Raw genomic sequence first — 16,538 nt, forward strand, 5'->3', positions numbered from 1 at the left:
TGTCTTAGTTAAATTCTTCCAATAAGTCTTGCAGGCGCATGCGCAGATGCAAGACGGCATAGCGCTTGCGCGCCAGCAAAGTGTTAACGCCCAGGCCAGTAGCGGCGGACATTTCCTTAAAGCTCAGCCCTTCGATTTCATGGCCTATGAAAGCATCGCGCTGCTCTTCAGGCAATTCATCCAGGGCTTCATACAAGGCCTCCAGCATGACATTGCGTGCATAGGCGGCCTCTGGTCCTTCATCTACAGATGGCATGACTCTGTCGAGCCAGGATTCATCTTCACTACCCTCCTCTACATCAGGCAGGGCGACTTCTTTTTTCTTGCGAAAGCGGTCTATGATGCGGTTGCGGGCAACCCTGAACAGCCAGGCACCAACCTGTTCTATAGGCTCCGGCAGGCGATAAGCCTCGACCAGCTCATAAAAGACATCTTGCAAAATGTCCTCTGCCTCGCTGGCGTCTGCCACGCGCTTGCGTATGAAGCTACCCAGCCGCCCACGTTCGCGCCTGACCGTTTCAGCAAGGTCTTTATTCTGGTCAGCCATCAGCTCTGGTGGGTTATGTGTAGTCTCCATGCCTGTGAAGACGCGCAATAAGGGCGAATATTGCAGATACAGGCAAAGTAATTGGCAAACACTTGCATATCAGCGCATAGGATAGAGAAAAAATGTTATCAAATAACAATTTATTTCTGAAACAGTTTGCTGGAATGATATTGAAAATTCAAAAAATCACGTATGTGGTTCACCCTGCCGTTTTCTCGTTTTCGCTACTTAATTGAGGTGCATGCAGCGGAATTACAAGGATGAAACGGGTTCCCTCGTCTGGTTTGCTCTCCAGCCGTATCTCACCACCCAGCACGCCAGTCACCAGGTTATAGGCGATATTCATACCGAGGCCAGAACCGCCCTGCCCCAGTTTGGTCGTGAAGAAGGGATCAAAAACACGTTTTTGTATTTGCTCTGTCATGCCTATGCCATTATCGGCAAAGATAATTTGTACCTGATCATCAGGCAGTAATTGCGTGCTCAGACGCATTTCGCCAGACTCACGTCCTTCAAATCCATGCGTCAATGCATTAGTCATGAAATTCGTCATGATCTGTCCCAGCTGGCCTGGGTAACTGTCCATGCCTATGCCGGGTGCCAGTTCAGTCACGAGATGATAAGGCGAGTTTTTATACATGGGTGCCAGGGTGACGATGAGCTCTTCCAGCGCCACCTTTAAATCAAATTGCCGCCTATGGCTGCTTGACTGATCAACTGCGACTTGCTTGAAACTGCCGATCAACTCGCGCGCCATGCCGAGTGTGCGCATGAGCAAGGCTGTGCCAGTCGTTGCACTTTCCAGATAATGATCAAGCACTGAGCGCTTCAACTTCCCATCATTGATATCGCGCACCAAATCCCTGGTCTGGTCCTGCAGAGTGCTGGCCACGGTCACGCTGTTACCTATGGGCGTGTTCAATTCATGAGCGACCCCAGCCACGAGTGAACCCAGGGCCGCCATTTTTTCTGAACGCACCAGTTCATCCTGAGTGTGCCGCAATGATTCCATGGCTGCCGCAAGTTCGGCATTAGCTTGCTGCAGATTGAGTGTGCGCAACCTGACGCGCTCTTCCAACTGCGCCGTCATTTCACGAATCTCCTGCTCTACCTGAACTTGCCTGGTCACATTCAGCAAAGAAAAAATGCACATGGCCTTGTCATGCATTCTGATCAGTCTGGCTGACAACAGGAAAATTACTTCCTCCCCGGCCTGGTTACTGATGCGGACTTCCAGTTGATCTATCTTCTTCTCACGCCCCAGGTCTTCATTGAATTTCGCCCGCAACTCAGCTTGCCGGATTATGCCCATGTCCAGCGTCGTACGGCCTACTATGTCCTGCCTTTGATAACCGAGTTCCTTGAGCCAGACATCATTGACTTCAACTATGCAATCGGTTTCGACATCGACCAGCCCCAGAGGTATAGGCGATAATTGAAAGAGTGTGGAATATTTTTGTTCATTCTCGCGCAATAGTGACTCAGCGTGCAGGCGCGCAGTTTCTGCACTGAGCTCCTGATCGATATTGCGTGAGGACAGTAGCAAATAGGTTTCATCCCCTGTCTCAAACTTGGAACCCGAGATACGGCAATTGCTGGTGTGACCCTGCTTATGGCGGAAAGCGATTTGCATATTCCTGACTTCGCCATGTAGCTGTATCTGCCTGATCAGCTCATCCCTTTGTTCAGGTTGTTCCCATAGCTGTATTTCGTTTGAGGTATGGCCTATCGCTTCTTCTCTGGTGTAGCCGGACATTGGTTCCCAGTTGCGGTTGACATCGACATATTCACCTGTCGCCATCCTCGTGATGGTCAGGGTATCGGGCACAAGTTGAAATACGGTTGATAGCAATTTCTCGCGCTCCTGCAGATCACGCTCGGCCTGTTCCTGCAATTGCTCAACCTTGCGCAGGGCCGAGATATCTTGCATGGCATAGGCGATGTATGGTTCACCACCAACATCAAAGAGGGTGCCCGAGATCAGCACGTGGTAAGCATGTCCCAGTTTATGCCTGTACAGGCCTTCGAAATTATTGATCTCGCCATCACGTCTTAAGGTCGCCAGCATCTCAGCGCGCCGGCTGACATCTATCCATAAATTCAATTCCAGTGAATAGCGCCCCAGGGTCTCTTCTCTGGAGTAGCCGGTAATGGTTTCCCAGTGACGATTCACATCCAGGTAACGGCCATCTTTTTCACGGCAGATCGCCAATACATCTGGCACCATCTGGAAAACTTTTTCAAATAGGGTTTCACGGTCTTTGGACAGGCGCTCTATATTTTTGCGCTCTTCCATTTCCTGTTTCAAATTATCATTCATGCGAGCGGCATCATCTTGCTGCCGCAATAAGGCCGCAACCAGAAAAAGCATGCCTATGGTCAGGTCCAGCAATGTCGAGGCTTGCAAACCAAGCACCAGATATTCTGGCTGGTTTTGCAGGAATGGCGAGCCAGCCAGATATATGCCTTTGAAGCCCAGCAATACGCCGAGCAGGATAAACCCCAGCACATGTTTTTCACTGCGAGTGCGCAAAAAAGTCATCGAGGCTGCCAGCATGACCAGGCCGGAAGCCAGGTAAACAGGCAGCATCCGCCACAATGAATGAACCGCAGTCAGTGACGTCATCAACAGCCAGAGTACTGCAATCGCAAAGCTCAGCATGACGGGCATGACAAACACAGTAACGCCGTGGAAGATGCGCGTACCCGCCCACAGGTAACAGATATAGCCAGACAGGAAGACATCTGCCGCCAGATTAAAAACCAGGCTTTGTCCATCACCAAGAAGATGGCACAGTTGCTGCATCACCAGACAGGCATAGGCAAAAGCCCAGCACCTGCTGGCCCTGGGATGCAAATGCAAATACTGGATATAGAACAACACCAGCATGGTCAGAAATGAAGTGACCAGTGAGGTCAGCATGGCTGCGGGAAGATAAGTGGAAGGCATAATGGAAGACATAATGAAGACGTAACAAAGACGTAATTAAGCTACCCGTACTGCCTGTGCCAAAAAACTTCTAGTCCCATACCCGTTCTCGATTCAGGTGTGCTGCCATGTAAACATGGGTTCTAACACCAGGGCTAGGCCAATAGCATAGGACTTGCCCGATTTTGCTGTATATTCAACGATAGAGCTTCAGTTTATGGCGTAAATAGTAGCACCGAACATCAGCACAATTCGTGAGGAATATCAATTTATGTTACGTACCAGTGTTGCAATAATCATTATTTAACATTTTCCATTTCTTTGGTCTTGATTATGCAGTCTGGTTCACATAAGATTGAATTGAAACTTACTCAAGCAACAGGGAGCACACTGATGAAGAATCAACACAGTAGAACACCCGGCTTGTTACAAAACGATCTTTTTCGGGCCCAAATGACTTGTAACATTTTGGCAAATAATGAAAGATCGCCATCGCTAGGTATATATTCACATTTGGGAAATGATTTAGTTTCTGACTGTGCGCTGGGTGCAAGTCAGGACGATGATGTCATTGATTTTATTGAAGAAGATGAAGAGTCTTTACAGCCCAAGCTGGATTTGCATCCCTGGAAAATCCTGATCGCAGATGATGACAGCAATGTGCATGACACGACCTTGCTGGCATTGAGCGGCGTTAAAATCCATGGCAGGCCATTGGAATTTATCCATGCTTATTCTGCCAAAGAAGCGCACAGCATCATACGCTCAACTCCTGATATTGCCCTGATCTTGCTGGATGTGGTGATGGAAACTGTTGATGCAGGCTTGAAGCTAGTGAGTGTCATCCGCAATGAAATGTCACTACCAAATTTGCGCATCGTATTACGCACAGGTCAGCCAGGTTATGCGCCTGAGCAGCATGTCAGCGAGACCTTTGCCATTGATGGTTATACTACCAAGTCAAAATTGACACGCTCACTGCTGATTTCTGTGCTCAACGATACGCTGGCAAATAGCCACGACAATCCCGAAATACCGCATTAGCATTTGTTTATGCAAGCGGGGCATGACTGGGGCCAGTTTTCTGGCCCCTTTTTTATGCATCAACAAAAATCATGAGGCAAAAATATTTGCCAACAGTTTTGCCCTGCTATTCTGCATCGGGCTGATTAGCCGGTGCTGCCTTGATAAACGCGGGATGCTCATTGCAAGCCTGATGTATGCGCATGATGGTAGGCATGCTAGTTAAATCGCAATTAAACCTTTGAGCATTGGCGATTTGCGGTATCAAAAAACAGTCTGCAAATCCCGGCGTGTCGCCAAGGCAAAAGCGCCCGGTGCGCTGGTCGGCTGCCAGTTTTTGTTCCAGTACTGCCAGGCCGGTTTCGCACCAGTGGCGGTACCAGGCATTCTTTTGCTCATCACTGACTTGCAGTGTCCCTGAAAGATATTTCAGCACCCGCAAATTATTAACCGGATGAATTTCACAGGCTATCGACAAGGCCAGCGATCTGACATGAGCACGATCCAGAGCGCCGGACGGCAGCATGGCGACATCAGGATACACTTCATCGAGATATTCAATGATCGCCATCGATTGCGTCAGTGTAGCGCTCTCACCATCTAGTTCGTCCTGCAATGCAGGTACGAGCCCATCCGGATTCAAAGCACCGTAAGCAGGCGTCAATTGTTCACCGCCATTTTTGACCAGGTGAATCGCTACCTGCTCATAATCGAGCCCCTTGAGATTAAGGGCTATCCTTACACGGTATGAAGCAGAGCTGCGGAAATATCCATATAGTTTCATGATAATGTTCACACCATTTTGATTTTCAGATCACTCAAACCCGTGATCGAGGCTTCCAGCAAATCGCCACGCTGTACCGCTGCCACACCTTCTGGTGTTCCTGTATAAATCAGGTCGCCGGGTTGCAGGGTATATAGTTCAGACAGGCAGGCGATGATTTCTGCCAGACTCCAGATCAGCTTGCTGGTATCACTATTTTGCCGGACTTGTCCGTTCACATCCAGACGTATATGGGCTTGCTCCATGCCTTGTACGGTATCTGCCCTGTGGATCTGGCCTATAGGCGCAGAAAAATCAAACCCTTTGGATGTGCACCAGGGCCTCCCTTGGTCTTTGGCTTCGGCCTGCAGATCACGGCGTGTCATGTCCAGCCCGACCGCATAACCCCAGATGTGGCCGAGTGCATCTTCAGCGCGGATACTCTTGCCGCCCTTGCCTATGGCGACAACTAATTCTACTTCATGATGCAGATTAACGGTCATGGGTGGATAAGGCATTTCACCGATGCTACCCTGCTTGGCGGGCAATATGGCATCAGCCGGTTTCATGAAGAAAAATGGTGGTTCACGCCCTGACCATCCCATTTCTTTGGCATGCTCTACATAATTGCGCCCTACGCAGTAAATCCTGTGCACAGGAAAATACGCTGTACCACCAGCGATGGGTACGGCGGCTTGCTGTACAGGCGGGAAAAGGTAATCCATATCTGCTCCTGATTTCTGATACCAGACGGTATTATGGCACTTTCATTCAGTCTCTGTCACATGGCGCAATTGCCATTCAGGCTTGCCAAAGCCATATTGAATGACACTGGTTATAATGCATGAACAATAGTGGAGCCCAATAATATGAAAACCTGCTTACATCCCAAATACCTGATTCCCATAGAACCACGTGCTACTGTCCTGAGCGGGCATGCACTGGTCATGCAAGATGAAAAAATTCTGGACATACTCAGTAGTGCTGAGGCACGCCTGCGGCACCCTGATGCGCAGCATGTGGAATTGCCTGAACATGCCGTCATGCCCGGCATGATCAACCTGCACGGCCATTCTGCCATGACGCTGTTGCGTGGTCTGGCAGATGATCTCAGTCTGATGGACTGGCTGCACAATCACATCTGGCCGGCCGAAAAAAAACATGTGTCAGAAGAATTCGTCTTCGACGGCAGTGTATATGCGATGGCAGAAATGCTGCGCGGTGGAACCACTACCATCAATGATATGTACTTTTATAACGACGATGTGGCACGTGCAGGCCTGCACACCGGCATGCGCACCGTGGTCGGTTGCAGTGTGCTTGAGTTTCCTACCGGCTATGCAGCCGATGCTGATGGCTATCTGGAAAAAGCACTGGCTTCACATCAGACATTCAAGGGGCAAAGCGGTGTATCTTTCCGCCTGGCCCCGCATGCGCCTTATACCGTATCAGATGCGACTTTCAAAAAGATAGTGGCACTGGTGGATAAGCATGACATGGGCATCCACTGCCACATCCATGAAACCATGGATGAAGTCAATGACAGTATTCGCGACCATGGCATGCGCCCTTTGCAGCGCCTGCATAATCTGGGACTGTTGTCACCACACCTGATTGCTGCGCACATGGTGCATGCGAACGAAGATGAAATAAAACTGCTGGCACAGCAAGGCGTGCATATTGCTCATAATCCCGCCAGTAACCTGAAGCTGGCGTCTGGCTTTGCCCCCATCCATGCCATGCAAACCGCCGGTGTCAATGTAGGCATAGGTACCGATGGCGCAGCCAGCAATAACAAGCTGGATTTACTTGGCGACTTGCGCATGGCAGCATTGCTGGCAAAAGCAGTGTCCAGCAACCCGACTGCCTTGAATGCGGGTAATGCGCTGGAAATGGCAACACTGGCAGGTGCCAAAGCCCTGAGCATGGACCAGCAAATTGGCAGTCTGGTAGCAGGCAAGCTGGCTGACGTAATTGCGATAGACCTGTCTGCTATTGAAACCCTGCCGCTGTTTGATCCTGTCTCGCAAATCGTGTATGCCGCCGGGCGTGAACAGGTCAGCCACGTCTGGGTCAATGGACGCTGCCTGATGGCTGATCGAAAACTCCAGACCGTGGATGAAGGCCAACTCAAGGACAAGGCAAGGTGGTGGCAGCATAAAGTTGCTGCAGCCTAGGCTTTCAATGTCAATCTATCAAATTTTGATTTTCGTATGAAACCAGCAAACTCAATTTTTAAACGCAGCATTATCAGTGGCTTGATCGCAGGCGGCAGCCTGTTGTTGGCGAGCACCCAGGCAGCAACGCCACTGAAGACAATCGCTGAACAAAGCGGTTTTAAAAAGACCGGGCGCTATGAAGAAGTGGAAAAGCTATGTCAGGCTTTTCAGAGAAACTATCCTAAAGAAGTACGCTGCCTAGAATTTGGCCGCACGCCAGAAAACCGCCCCATGCTGGCTTTGCTGGCGACACGCAGCGGTGCTTTCACACCTGCACAGGTAGCAAAGCAAGCTTTGCCGGTCACCCTGATACAGGGTGGCATACATGCGGGTGAAATAGACGGTAAGGATGCAGGCTTTCTGGCATTGCGTGAGATACTGGACAATAAAGTCGCCCCACATGTGCTGGACAAGCAAGTGCTGTTGTTTGTCCCGGTCTTCAATATCGATGGGCATGAACGCTTTGGTGCATGGAATCGCCCAAATCAGCGCGGCCCCGAAGAAATGGGCTGGCGCACCACCGCGCAAAATTTTAACCTGAACCGCGATTATGTGAAGGCAGATGCGCCTGAGATGCAGGCTATGCTCAAACTGATCAACACCTGGGACCCGCTGGCAGTCATTGATTTGCATGTGACCGATGGCGCCAAATTTGAACATGATATTTCAATACAGGTAGAACCCGTCAATTCAGGCGATGCTGCCTTGCGTGTAGCGGGTAAAGCCTTGCGTGACAATGTCATCGCCGACCTGGCGAGACAGGGTTCATTGCCCTTGCCTTTCTATATGTCATTCATGCGTGAAGATGATCCCATGTCAGGTTTTATGGACAGCGTGCCTACGCCACGATTCTCCAGCGGTTATCCAGTTTTACGCAACCGTTTTGGCATGCTGGTGGAAACCCACTCGTGGAAAGATTACCCAACCCGCGTACGCATCACCCACAACACTGTGATATCAGTGCTGGAGCAAGTGGCGGCAAATGGCGGACAATGGCTGTCCATTACCAAAGCGGCAGATAAGCGTGCAGCGCAGTTGGCTGGTCAAAGTTTGCCTGTTACTTATAAGACCACGGAAAAGACCAGGGACATAGACTTCCGTGGTTATGCCTATACGCGCACGATGTCAGATATTTCTGGCGCATTGATGACGCGCTATGATGAAAGCAAGCCGCAAGTATGGAAGGTAAAATTGCGTGATGAGATTGTGCCGGACGCACAAATCAGCTTGCCGAAAGGCGGTTACATCGTACCTGCCGCCTACAGCAAAGCGGTCGCAGAAAAATTGCAGCAGCACGGCATAGAATTCCACATTCTCAATACCGACTTGAATGCCGTCTCCGCTGAGCAATTCGCTACCAGCAAGGCCAGCGTGCAAGCGCAGTCATTTGAAGGACGGCAAACCTTGAAGCTGCAGGGAACATGGCAAAACCAGACGCAAAGCCTGCGTAGAGGTGCTTTGTTCATTCCTGTTGCCCAGGCAAAGGCCAGGCTGGTTGCAGGCTTGTTTGAACCGCAGGCACCAGATGCACTGGTCAATTGGGGATGGTTCAATGGCGCATTTGAACGCAAGGAATACATGGAAGCCTATGTGGCTGAAGATGTTGCACGTGAACAGTTAGCCGCTGATACGCAATTGAAAGCCGCTTTCGAGAAACGTATTGCTGAAGATGCCGAGTTTGCCAAGAGCGCATCTGCGCGCCTGGAGTTCTTTGCACAACGTCATTCATCATGGGATAAGCGCTATCAGGTTTATCCTGTGCTGCGACTGGATTTTGTTCCTCAATAAAAGTGTAATCCGCCACATGCAGACACTTGCATGTGGCGTCTGTTTTTAATGAAAGAACAGATAGGCAACAAAAATCGCTGCGACTACGCCAGCAAAATCAGCCAGCAAGCCCATGGAAATCGCATAACGGGTTTTGCGTATGCCGACTGACCCAAAGTACAGGGCGACAATATAAAAGGTCGTGTCAGCAGAGCCCTGGAAAATGCAGGTAAGGCGGCCAATGAATGAATCCACGCCATAGGTTTTCATCGCATCTACCATCAGCGCCCGTGAGCCTGAGCTGCTGAGCGGCTTCATCAGGGCGGTTGGCAAGGCGGCAGTAAAATCGGTATTCAACCCCATTTGTGTGAACAGCCAAGTAAAACCGGAAACGATAAACCCCAGGATGCCGGAATTGCGCAAGACTCCAATAGCGACCAGCATGCCCACCAGGTAAGGGATGATGGTCAGCGAAGTCTGTATGCCGCCTTTGGCACCTTCGATAAAGGCTTCATAGACATTCACTTTCTTGCGCATGGCACCCAGCATGAAGCTGATGATAATGGTGAATAGCAAAAGATTGGCGCTGATTTTGGAAAACACTTCAATATCAGTACGGCTCATGTGCTGACTCATATACCAGACCAGGGCAACGATAAAACTCGTCAAACCACACAGCCAGCCCATGATCACCCGGTCAAACAAATTAATGCGCTGTCTGATGGCAACTGCAATCAGACCCACCACGGTGGCTACATAGGTGGCGATCATGCAGGGAATAAAAATATCCGAAGGGTCTTTTGCTCCCAGCACGGCGCGTTGCGCCATGATGGCTAGGGGGATCAATGTCAGGCCGGATGTATGCAAGACCAGGAACATGATTTGTGCATCACTGGCCTCATCCTTGCTGGGGTTCAGGCTCTGCAGGCTTTCCATCGCTTTCAGGCCAAAGGGCGTGGCAGCATTGTCCAGGCCCAGCAGGTTTGCTGAAAAATTCATGACCATATGGCCGTTGGCCGGATGGTTTTGCGGCACGCCAGGAAATATCCGGGCAAAAAAGGGGCCAATGATTTTGGCGATGAAGTCAATCGCCCCGGCTTTTTCGCCAATATTCATGATGCCCAGCCACAATGTCATGACACCCGCCAGCGGCAAGGCGATGTCCATGACACCCAGGCGAGCTGACTCAAAAGTCCCGTCCATGATGCGCTTGAATACTTCTACATCTCCCAATATCAACCATTGCGCCAGGGCAGCAATAAAGCCGATCAAAAAAAAACCTGTCCAGATGTAGGTGAGTAACATGGCATTCAATATGGAATAAGTGTGCAGGCTTTTTATCATGAAAAGCTTGCGCTGTAGTATGAAAATTTGCTCCGGTGCCATAATCGTCTGGCATGAGGGCATGCCACCAGTCTGTAACATCTGCTTGCAGTTTTGTACGGACATACACAAATTGCTGTCAGCCGCATCGTCCTGCGCCGCGTTATACGAACATCAGAACATCAGAACATCAAAACGAAGGAAGAGATGCCATGAAAGCCACTCAATTTATCAAAGGCCTGTTGTCAGCAGCATCAGCTCTGCTGATCTGTGCTGCCACTGCAAATACGGTGCTTGCTCACGATGCCTATGTCAGGGACTACCGCTGGCACCCTGCGCCTCCGGTACATCAGGTAGTACGCAGCTACAACTACGTGTATTACCCGTCCCAGCAGGTATATTACGCACCCGCACAGCGTAACTGGTACTGGGCAAATGGTGGTACCTGGCAAAGTGGTAGTCGCCTGCCCTATGGTGTCAATGTGGATATGCGTATAGGTGGGGTACCTGTAGTGTTGAGCTCTCCCAGACCTTATGTAGAGCATGTCTATGTAGAGCAAAACTATGGCCGCCCATGGCGTGACCGTCATGGCTGGCACCAGGAAAGACGTTTCGAACGTGAATGGCGAGAAGAAAGACGTGAGCGCCATCATGATCATCATTGGCGCTAAAACGGAAGGGCATAAGAAGAGAAGCCGCTACTACCTGCTGTAGCGGCTTCTTTTTTGCCTAATTACCTACCAGGCTGGCAGCAATATTGATGGAAAAACCAACCACGGCCACATTAAAGAAGAAACTGAGTACTGACTGCGCAAGCACAGTCTTGCGTGTCTGCCTGTTCATCACGGTCACATCAGAAGTTTGTGCGGCAACGGCGATGGTGAATGAAAAATACAGGAAATCCCAAAAATCTGGTATGCACTCCTCTTCCGGGAAACGCAAGGCTGGCTTGTCTGGCGGAGCGTTATAAAACTGCAATGCATAGTGAAAGCAAAAAATCACGCCCAGCAACAGCCAAGAACCCAATACCGTACTGCAGGCAAACAAGTATTTGATCGCCCTTTCCTCTCCGCTGGCTCCTGCCAGGCCAGACAATTCGTGGATGATGGCCAGCAAGCTCAGAGTTGCTGCCAGTGACATCAATGCCAACACCGCCACGGCACTTTCATCTTCCTGCTGCGCCATCTTGCGCACTGCATGCTTGTCTGCCCCCATCATCAGCCAGGCCATCAGCAAAAGATAGGCCCATACCGCCACATTCCAGCCAAAAAGGGCACGAGTTATCAGGGACAGCGGCCCAGGCAAGAAAACCGCCGCCAGACTGCCCAAGGCTAAAGTCAGTAGCAGGCGTGGGCGACGTTGAATAATTTGTTTGATGATGAATCCTGACAGGTCAAAAATATGAGAAATGATGCATGAAAATTACGGAATTTCATATAGTAAATTCCGGTGGCCGTCAGAATCAAGCATGCTGCTGTAACAGGTGTAGTATATTCATTATCAATTGATATTCGGACATATTCATCACCGGGTCAGGTTAATGCATGCGTCTTAATAAAAAATCGACTTCCTTTTAGGTAAATTTTTATTACACTGAAGCAATACGTCTCTGATAACGCAGCACGCTCATTCAGTGAGGCAAGCACCATGAACAGACATTACCGCTATTTGCCACTTTCCAAGGTGACGCCGGGGACAGTGCTGGCCGATGATTTGCTTGATAAAGTCGGCCACGTCTTGCTACCCGCAGGCACAACGTTGACAGAGCGCATGCTGCAGGCAATTGCGCATCATGATATTCATCAATTGACGGTCGAGGGCGAAGTGGGTGCCGAGCATGAAGAGCTTGAAGATCTGGCGACCAAATTAAACCGCATAGAAAAAATCTTTCGCCAGGCGGGTGATGCTGAGCCGACGAACATACTGAAGTCCTACGTCATTGACTACCGTAAAGGGGAAGCCAAATGACCGATATCAATGAATTCAAGGTACAACTGGAAGACGTGGTTAAAAAAATCAAGGACTTGCCCACCCTGCCAGAAGTCGCCATGGAGATGCTGCAAAATCTTGATGATGAAGAAAGCAGCCTGGACATGGTGAATGAAAAAATCGCCCTGGATCAGTCTGTCACTGCGAAATTATTAAGGCTGGCCAATTCATCCTACTATGGCAATAACTCCAAGGTAGTGACCTTGCAGCAGGCGACTGCCATGCTGGGCGTCAAGAATGTGAAAAACCTGATTCGTACGACCGCCTTATCGAACAAGTTTCCCACTGAAAAATGTCCTGCGTTTGATTTCAAGGCATTCTGGCGTCACAGCATCGCGACAGCGATCTGTGCCGAGCTGATCTCGCGTGCACTGCACATGAAGCATGATTTTGCCTTTACTGCGGGTCTGTTGCATGACATAGGCAAGCTGGTACTGGTGACATGCTACCCGACGAATTATGAACAGGTTCTGCGCTATCAAAAAGAGGGAGATTGTCTGCTCATCGAAGCTGAACGGCATATCCTGCACATCGATCATGTCGATGCTGGTCTGGCACTGGCAACACACTGGAACTTTTCTGAGGCAGTGTGTGATGCCATACGCGGTCACCATCATCCCGAACAAGAAAACCTGAACGTACTTGCTTCGGTCGTACATGTAGCAAATGCAATTGTGCACGTACTTGACCTGGCCCAGGATGAAAACGATATCCTGCCCTTGCTGTCGCAGGCTGCTTGGGATACGCTAGGGCTTGGTGAAGCTGACTACCTGAGCATTTTTCGCGAAACTGAAATGCGTTTCGATGCCATGGATCAGATCGTACTCTGACACTCTTATATTTGCCTCATGTATCTGGATAAAACGATTTTGGAACGACTCAAGCTTTTCAGGGAAACGGATTATCGTATTGAGGATATCCACCTTTTCCGCGACATTACCGAAGACAACAGACAACTTATTGCCGACATCATCAAGGATTGCATGGTGGTTCGCGCCTACACTGGCCAGGTTGTACTGGACGCCAATAGCTCGGGTGCCAAACTGTTTATCGTCCTCAAAGGTGCACTCGGCGTCAGCCGCATTACCGAAGAAAGCAATCAGCTGGAAAATACCATCACACAGTATCTGCCGGGTGAATGCGTAGGCGAAATCTCGGTGCTGGACGAAGAAATCCATTCAGCCACCATTTCTGCCATCAATGAGTGTGAATTATTGCTGATAGAAGCTGAGACGCTTTGGCGTCTGATCGATGAGTCAAATGGTGTGGCCCGCAACCTCTTGCAACTGCTGTCGTTCCGCATACGTGCTGCCAATGCGCAAATACGCAGTCGTCAAAAAGTTGGCGAATTCTATCGCCAGCTGTCTATGGTGGACGGGCTGACAGGCTTGCACAACCGCGCCTGGTTGAACGCGCAATTGCCTGGCATGGTGCAGCATGCCCACGCTACCGGCGCAGCACTGAGCATCATCATGGTCGATCTGGATCACTTCAAGCGCTTTAATGATGAGCATGGCCATTTGCTGGGGGACGATGCCTTGCAGACTGCGGCAAAAGTATTGAATGCAGGCTTGCGCCCCAGTGATTTTGCCGCGCGTTATGGTGGCGAAGAAATGATGGTCATACTGCCCGGCGCCAGTCACAAATCTGCCATGGGTGTAGCGCAAAGACTGTGCAGCCGTCTGGCAAAAACCAAGGTATTTGTCGATCGCCAAAAACCGCTGCCGCATATTACAGGCTCATTTGGGGTAGCAAGTTTGAGCACCGGCCAAGATAGCAATGAACTCATCAGCTGTGCCGATGCGGCTTTGTATCGCGCCAAAGATAACGGGCGCAATCAAGTCGCAAACTGACTCAGGCAATAAAGATAAGTATAAAAACAAAGGCGCCCGGAGGCGCCTTTGTTTTTACATCAAGCCATGCATTATTTGCTGGACTGATTCGCGTAAATCACCCAGTAACGTGCCAAATCGCCTGAGCCATCTGTGCCCTTCACTGTTTTCAGTGTTTTGATTGCATTCGCTTTTTTGCCTGCCTGCAGTTGGGCGATACCCAAATGCAATTTCGCATCATCTTCCTGCTTGAGGCCACCTTTAGCGATGCCCTCTTCCATCATCGCAATGCCTTTGTCGTAATTACCCGCTGTTACGTAACCGTAGCCGATATTGACCAGAGCATTGCCATCCTTGGCTGCCTTGGCCTCAGTTTCGCTAGCTGCCAGGCCTTTGGTAGTCTCAGCCTGAGTCTTGTTTGCCATATCACGCAAACGTTTGTGACGCTCAGCATCCTTGCCTTCGCCCAATGCACCAGCCTTGTAGCCAGCATCGATCACCTTGGTGGCTTCCGCCGGGAAACCAGCCTGTATCGCGAACAAAGACATGTCCATGTAGTCGGCACTCTTGGTAATTTGACCCAGAGCCAGTTTCAGACGCATCAAGTCCAGCTTGAAGCGTTCGGAATAGCCAGGTTTTCTCTCAATGTTATTGAGCAGGTTGACCCAGTACTCCTTCTTACCGTGGAAGGCCACCATTTTTTCCAGCGCACTGGAATAAGTAGCCATATCTTTACGCTTCAACGCGTCATTGGACTGGTATTCCAAATTGGTCAGACTTGGCGTGCGGCCAGATTTTTCATCTGCTGCCAATTCAGCATTGATTTCCTTCATGGCCTTTGCACTGTCACCGCTCTGCAACATGGCTTGTGTGAGGTAGGGGCGCAGCGAAGAATCTGTACCACCGTCAGCATAGTAACGGTTATACCATTGTACAGCTTTGCTATAGTTACCTGCTTTGAAATAGCCATTCGCCAGCACCTGTATCATTTGCAACTGTTCTTTACCGCCCAGCTTATTTGCAGAAACAATGGTTTCTGCGGAACGGATCACAGTGTCGTTATCACCAGCAGCAGACGCGATAGACAGGCGCATGCGCTCTATCGTGAAATTTTCATTGACTGTCTTGCCGCCTACGCTATCGGCTTCATGAATCTTGGACAGCGCTTCCCTGAATTTCTTCGCTTTGTACAATTCACCAGCGCCGTGCACAATTTTGGCAATCTCAGGGCGCAAGGATTCTTGAGCATAAGCTTGATTTGCTGCGATATTTGTTAATTCCGGTACGGCGGCAAAGCCAATAGCTGCAAACAATACAGCAATACGAGACAAGCGAAGTTGCTTCATATGTTGATCTCTCAATCAATAAATTTAATAAACTTTGGGATTGCAGCTTAAAAACAGGCAAAGCCCAACCCGCGAATATGAAAAATGGCAGGGAGAACCCTGCCAATTTTCTATCATACCTTAATAAGTCAGCATTGATACGCCGAAAATGCCTTGAAGTGATTATTTATCACTTCAGGAACTGCTCATTCCCGACCATACCGATCTTGGTCACGCCAAGACGCTGTGCCGCTGCCATGACCGCAGCCACAGACTTGTAAGGCACAACAGCAACCGGACGCAGGTGGATCTCTGGCTGGTTTGCTGCAGGCATTGCTGCCGATTCAGCCAGTTTCGCTTCCAGCTGTGCATGATCGACTGCCGTACCATTCCAGGACACCGTACCATCAAAATCGACGTCGATATTGACGACGACTGGTTCTACTGTTGGTGGCGGTGGCGTGCCTGTCGGCATATTCAGGTTCACCGCGTGATTCTGAATAGGAATGGTAATAATCAACATGATGATCAATACCAGCATGACGTCAATCAGCGGCGTCATGTTCATTTCTATCATCACTTCCGGATCGGCTGAGCCACCGCCGGAACCAATTTGCATACCCATAATGCTTCCTTTACTTAGTTCCGTGGTGGCGGTTCAATTACAAAGCCGACCTTGGCGATACCGGCACGTTGTGCCGTCAGGATACTTTTGCCAATAAACTCATAGCGGGTATTCTGATCTCCACGGATATGCAACTCCGGTTGCGGGATCTTGACTGCTTCTACCTTGAGCTTTTCAAACAGGGCATCCGTGCCTG

16 protein-coding genes are annotated in these 16,538 nt (G+C 49.9%); 7 read left to right on the forward strand and 9 right to left on the reverse strand.

The features are described 5' to 3' along the window. Window positions 1-4: 4 nt before the first annotated feature. Entirely contained in the window at window positions 5-577 is a 573-nt protein-coding gene (locus ACO0LN_RS22830) for an RNA polymerase sigma factor (RefSeq protein ID WP_422952394.1), read from the reverse strand. A gap of 169 nt (window positions 578-746) precedes the next feature. Further along, window positions 747-3,509, reverse strand: coding sequence for a PAS domain S-box protein (locus tag ACO0LN_RS22835; protein ID WP_422977774.1), 2,763 nt, complete (start codon window positions 3,507-3,509; stop codon window positions 747-749). 480 nt (window positions 3,510-3,989) lie between these two features. Between ACO0LN_RS22835 and ACO0LN_RS22840 the strand changes: the two genes are divergently transcribed. Further along, window positions 3,990-4,520, forward strand: coding sequence for a hypothetical protein (locus ACO0LN_RS22840; RefSeq protein WP_422977776.1), 531 nt, complete (start codon window positions 3,990-3,992; stop codon window positions 4,518-4,520). Between the two features lie 106 nt (window positions 4,521-4,626). Here ACO0LN_RS22840 and maiA read toward each other — a convergent pair whose 3' ends face one another. Both maiA and ACO0LN_RS22850 read right to left on the reverse strand, forming a co-directional pair. Continuing rightward, a complete protein-coding gene (gene maiA, locus ACO0LN_RS22845; protein ID WP_422977777.1) occupies window positions 4,627-5,283 on the reverse strand; it encodes a maleylacetoacetate isomerase in 657 nt (218 codons plus the stop codon). 8 nt (window positions 5,284-5,291) lie between these two features. Continuing rightward, window positions 5,292-5,987 carry a fumarylacetoacetate hydrolase family protein gene (locus ACO0LN_RS22850; RefSeq protein WP_422977779.1) on the reverse strand — a complete coding sequence of 232 codons (696 nt, stop codon included), beginning with the start codon at window positions 5,985-5,987 and terminating at the stop codon, window positions 5,292-5,294. Window positions 5,988-6,131: 144 nt separating this feature from the next. Between ACO0LN_RS22850 and ACO0LN_RS22855 the strand changes: the two genes are divergently transcribed. Next, window positions 6,132-7,439: a TRZ/ATZ family hydrolase gene (locus ACO0LN_RS22855; protein ID WP_422977781.1), complete on the forward strand. Its 1,308-nt coding sequence runs from the start codon at window positions 6,132-6,134 to the stop codon at window positions 7,437-7,439. 36 nt (window positions 7,440-7,475) lie between these two features. Further along, window positions 7,476-9,269 (forward strand): M14 family metallopeptidase, encoded by a 1,794-nt coding sequence (locus tag ACO0LN_RS22860; RefSeq protein WP_422977783.1) that lies wholly within the window; start codon window positions 7,476-7,478, stop codon window positions 9,267-9,269. Window positions 9,270-9,314: 45 nt separating this feature from the next. On the opposite strand, the gene ACO0LN_RS22865 is transcribed toward ACO0LN_RS22860, so the two are convergent. After that, a complete protein-coding gene (locus tag ACO0LN_RS22865) occupies window positions 9,315-10,553 on the reverse strand; it encodes a nucleoside recognition domain-containing protein (protein WP_422977801.1) in 1,239 nt (412 codons plus the stop codon). Window positions 10,554-10,783: 230 nt separating this feature from the next. Here ACO0LN_RS22865 and ACO0LN_RS22870 point away from each other — a divergent pair, with 230 nt between their 5' ends. Further along, complete coding sequence (locus tag ACO0LN_RS22870) at window positions 10,784-11,242, forward strand: hypothetical protein (protein WP_422977785.1); 459 nt, start codon at window positions 10,784-10,786, stop codon at window positions 11,240-11,242. Between the two features lie 58 nt (window positions 11,243-11,300). Here the strand turns inward: ACO0LN_RS22870 and ACO0LN_RS22875 are convergent, their stop codons facing one another. Beyond that, window positions 11,301-11,900 carry a DUF1345 domain-containing protein gene (locus ACO0LN_RS22875; RefSeq protein WP_422977787.1) on the reverse strand — a complete coding sequence of 200 codons (600 nt, stop codon included), beginning with the start codon at window positions 11,898-11,900 and terminating at the stop codon, window positions 11,301-11,303. A 318-nt stretch (window positions 11,901-12,218) separates the two neighbouring features. On the opposite strand from ACO0LN_RS22875, the gene ACO0LN_RS22880 reads away from it, so the two are divergent. Genes ACO0LN_RS22880 through ACO0LN_RS22890 form a run of 3 tightly spaced genes read left to right on the forward strand, consistent with a single transcriptional unit; the run spans window position 12,219 to window position 14,413 of the window. Continuing rightward, window positions 12,219-12,539 carry a hypothetical protein gene (locus tag ACO0LN_RS22880; protein WP_422977789.1) on the forward strand — a complete coding sequence of 107 codons (321 nt, stop codon included), beginning with the start codon at window positions 12,219-12,221 and terminating at the stop codon, window positions 12,537-12,539. Further along, window positions 12,536-13,390, forward strand: a complete 855-nt coding sequence (locus tag ACO0LN_RS22885; protein ID WP_422977791.1) for an HDOD domain-containing protein — start codon at window positions 12,536-12,538, stop codon at window positions 13,388-13,390. Before ACO0LN_RS22880 ends, ACO0LN_RS22885 begins: the two co-directional genes overlap by 4 nt. 18 nt (window positions 13,391-13,408) lie before the next feature. After that, the gene (locus tag ACO0LN_RS22890) at window positions 13,409-14,413 is read left to right on the forward strand and encodes a diguanylate cyclase (protein ID WP_422977793.1); all 1,005 of its coding nucleotides are present in this window, start codon (window positions 13,409-13,411) and stop codon (window positions 14,411-14,413) included. A gap of 71 nt (window positions 14,414-14,484) precedes the next feature. Here the strand turns inward: ACO0LN_RS22890 and ACO0LN_RS22895 are convergent, their stop codons facing one another. The 3 genes from ACO0LN_RS22895 to ACO0LN_RS22905 all read right to left on the reverse strand — a co-directional run. Beyond that, on the reverse strand, window positions 14,485-15,738 hold the full coding sequence (locus ACO0LN_RS22895; RefSeq protein ID WP_422977795.1) for a tetratricopeptide repeat protein: 1,254 nt from the start codon (window positions 15,736-15,738) through the stop codon (window positions 14,485-14,487). Between the two features lie 169 nt (window positions 15,739-15,907). Beyond that, complete coding sequence (locus ACO0LN_RS22900) at window positions 15,908-16,342, reverse strand: ExbD/TolR family protein (protein ID WP_174247581.1); 435 nt, start codon at window positions 16,340-16,342, stop codon at window positions 15,908-15,910. Between the two features lie 14 nt (window positions 16,343-16,356). Next, window positions 16,357-16,538, reverse strand: a 182-nt coding sequence (locus tag ACO0LN_RS22905; protein ID WP_422977797.1) for an ExbD/TolR family protein, incomplete at its 5' end; no start/stop codon positions are given.

Source organism: Undibacterium sp. TC9W, from assembly GCF_049339865.1.
GTDB lineage: Bacteria > Pseudomonadota > Gammaproteobacteria > Burkholderiales > Burkholderiaceae_D > Undibacterium.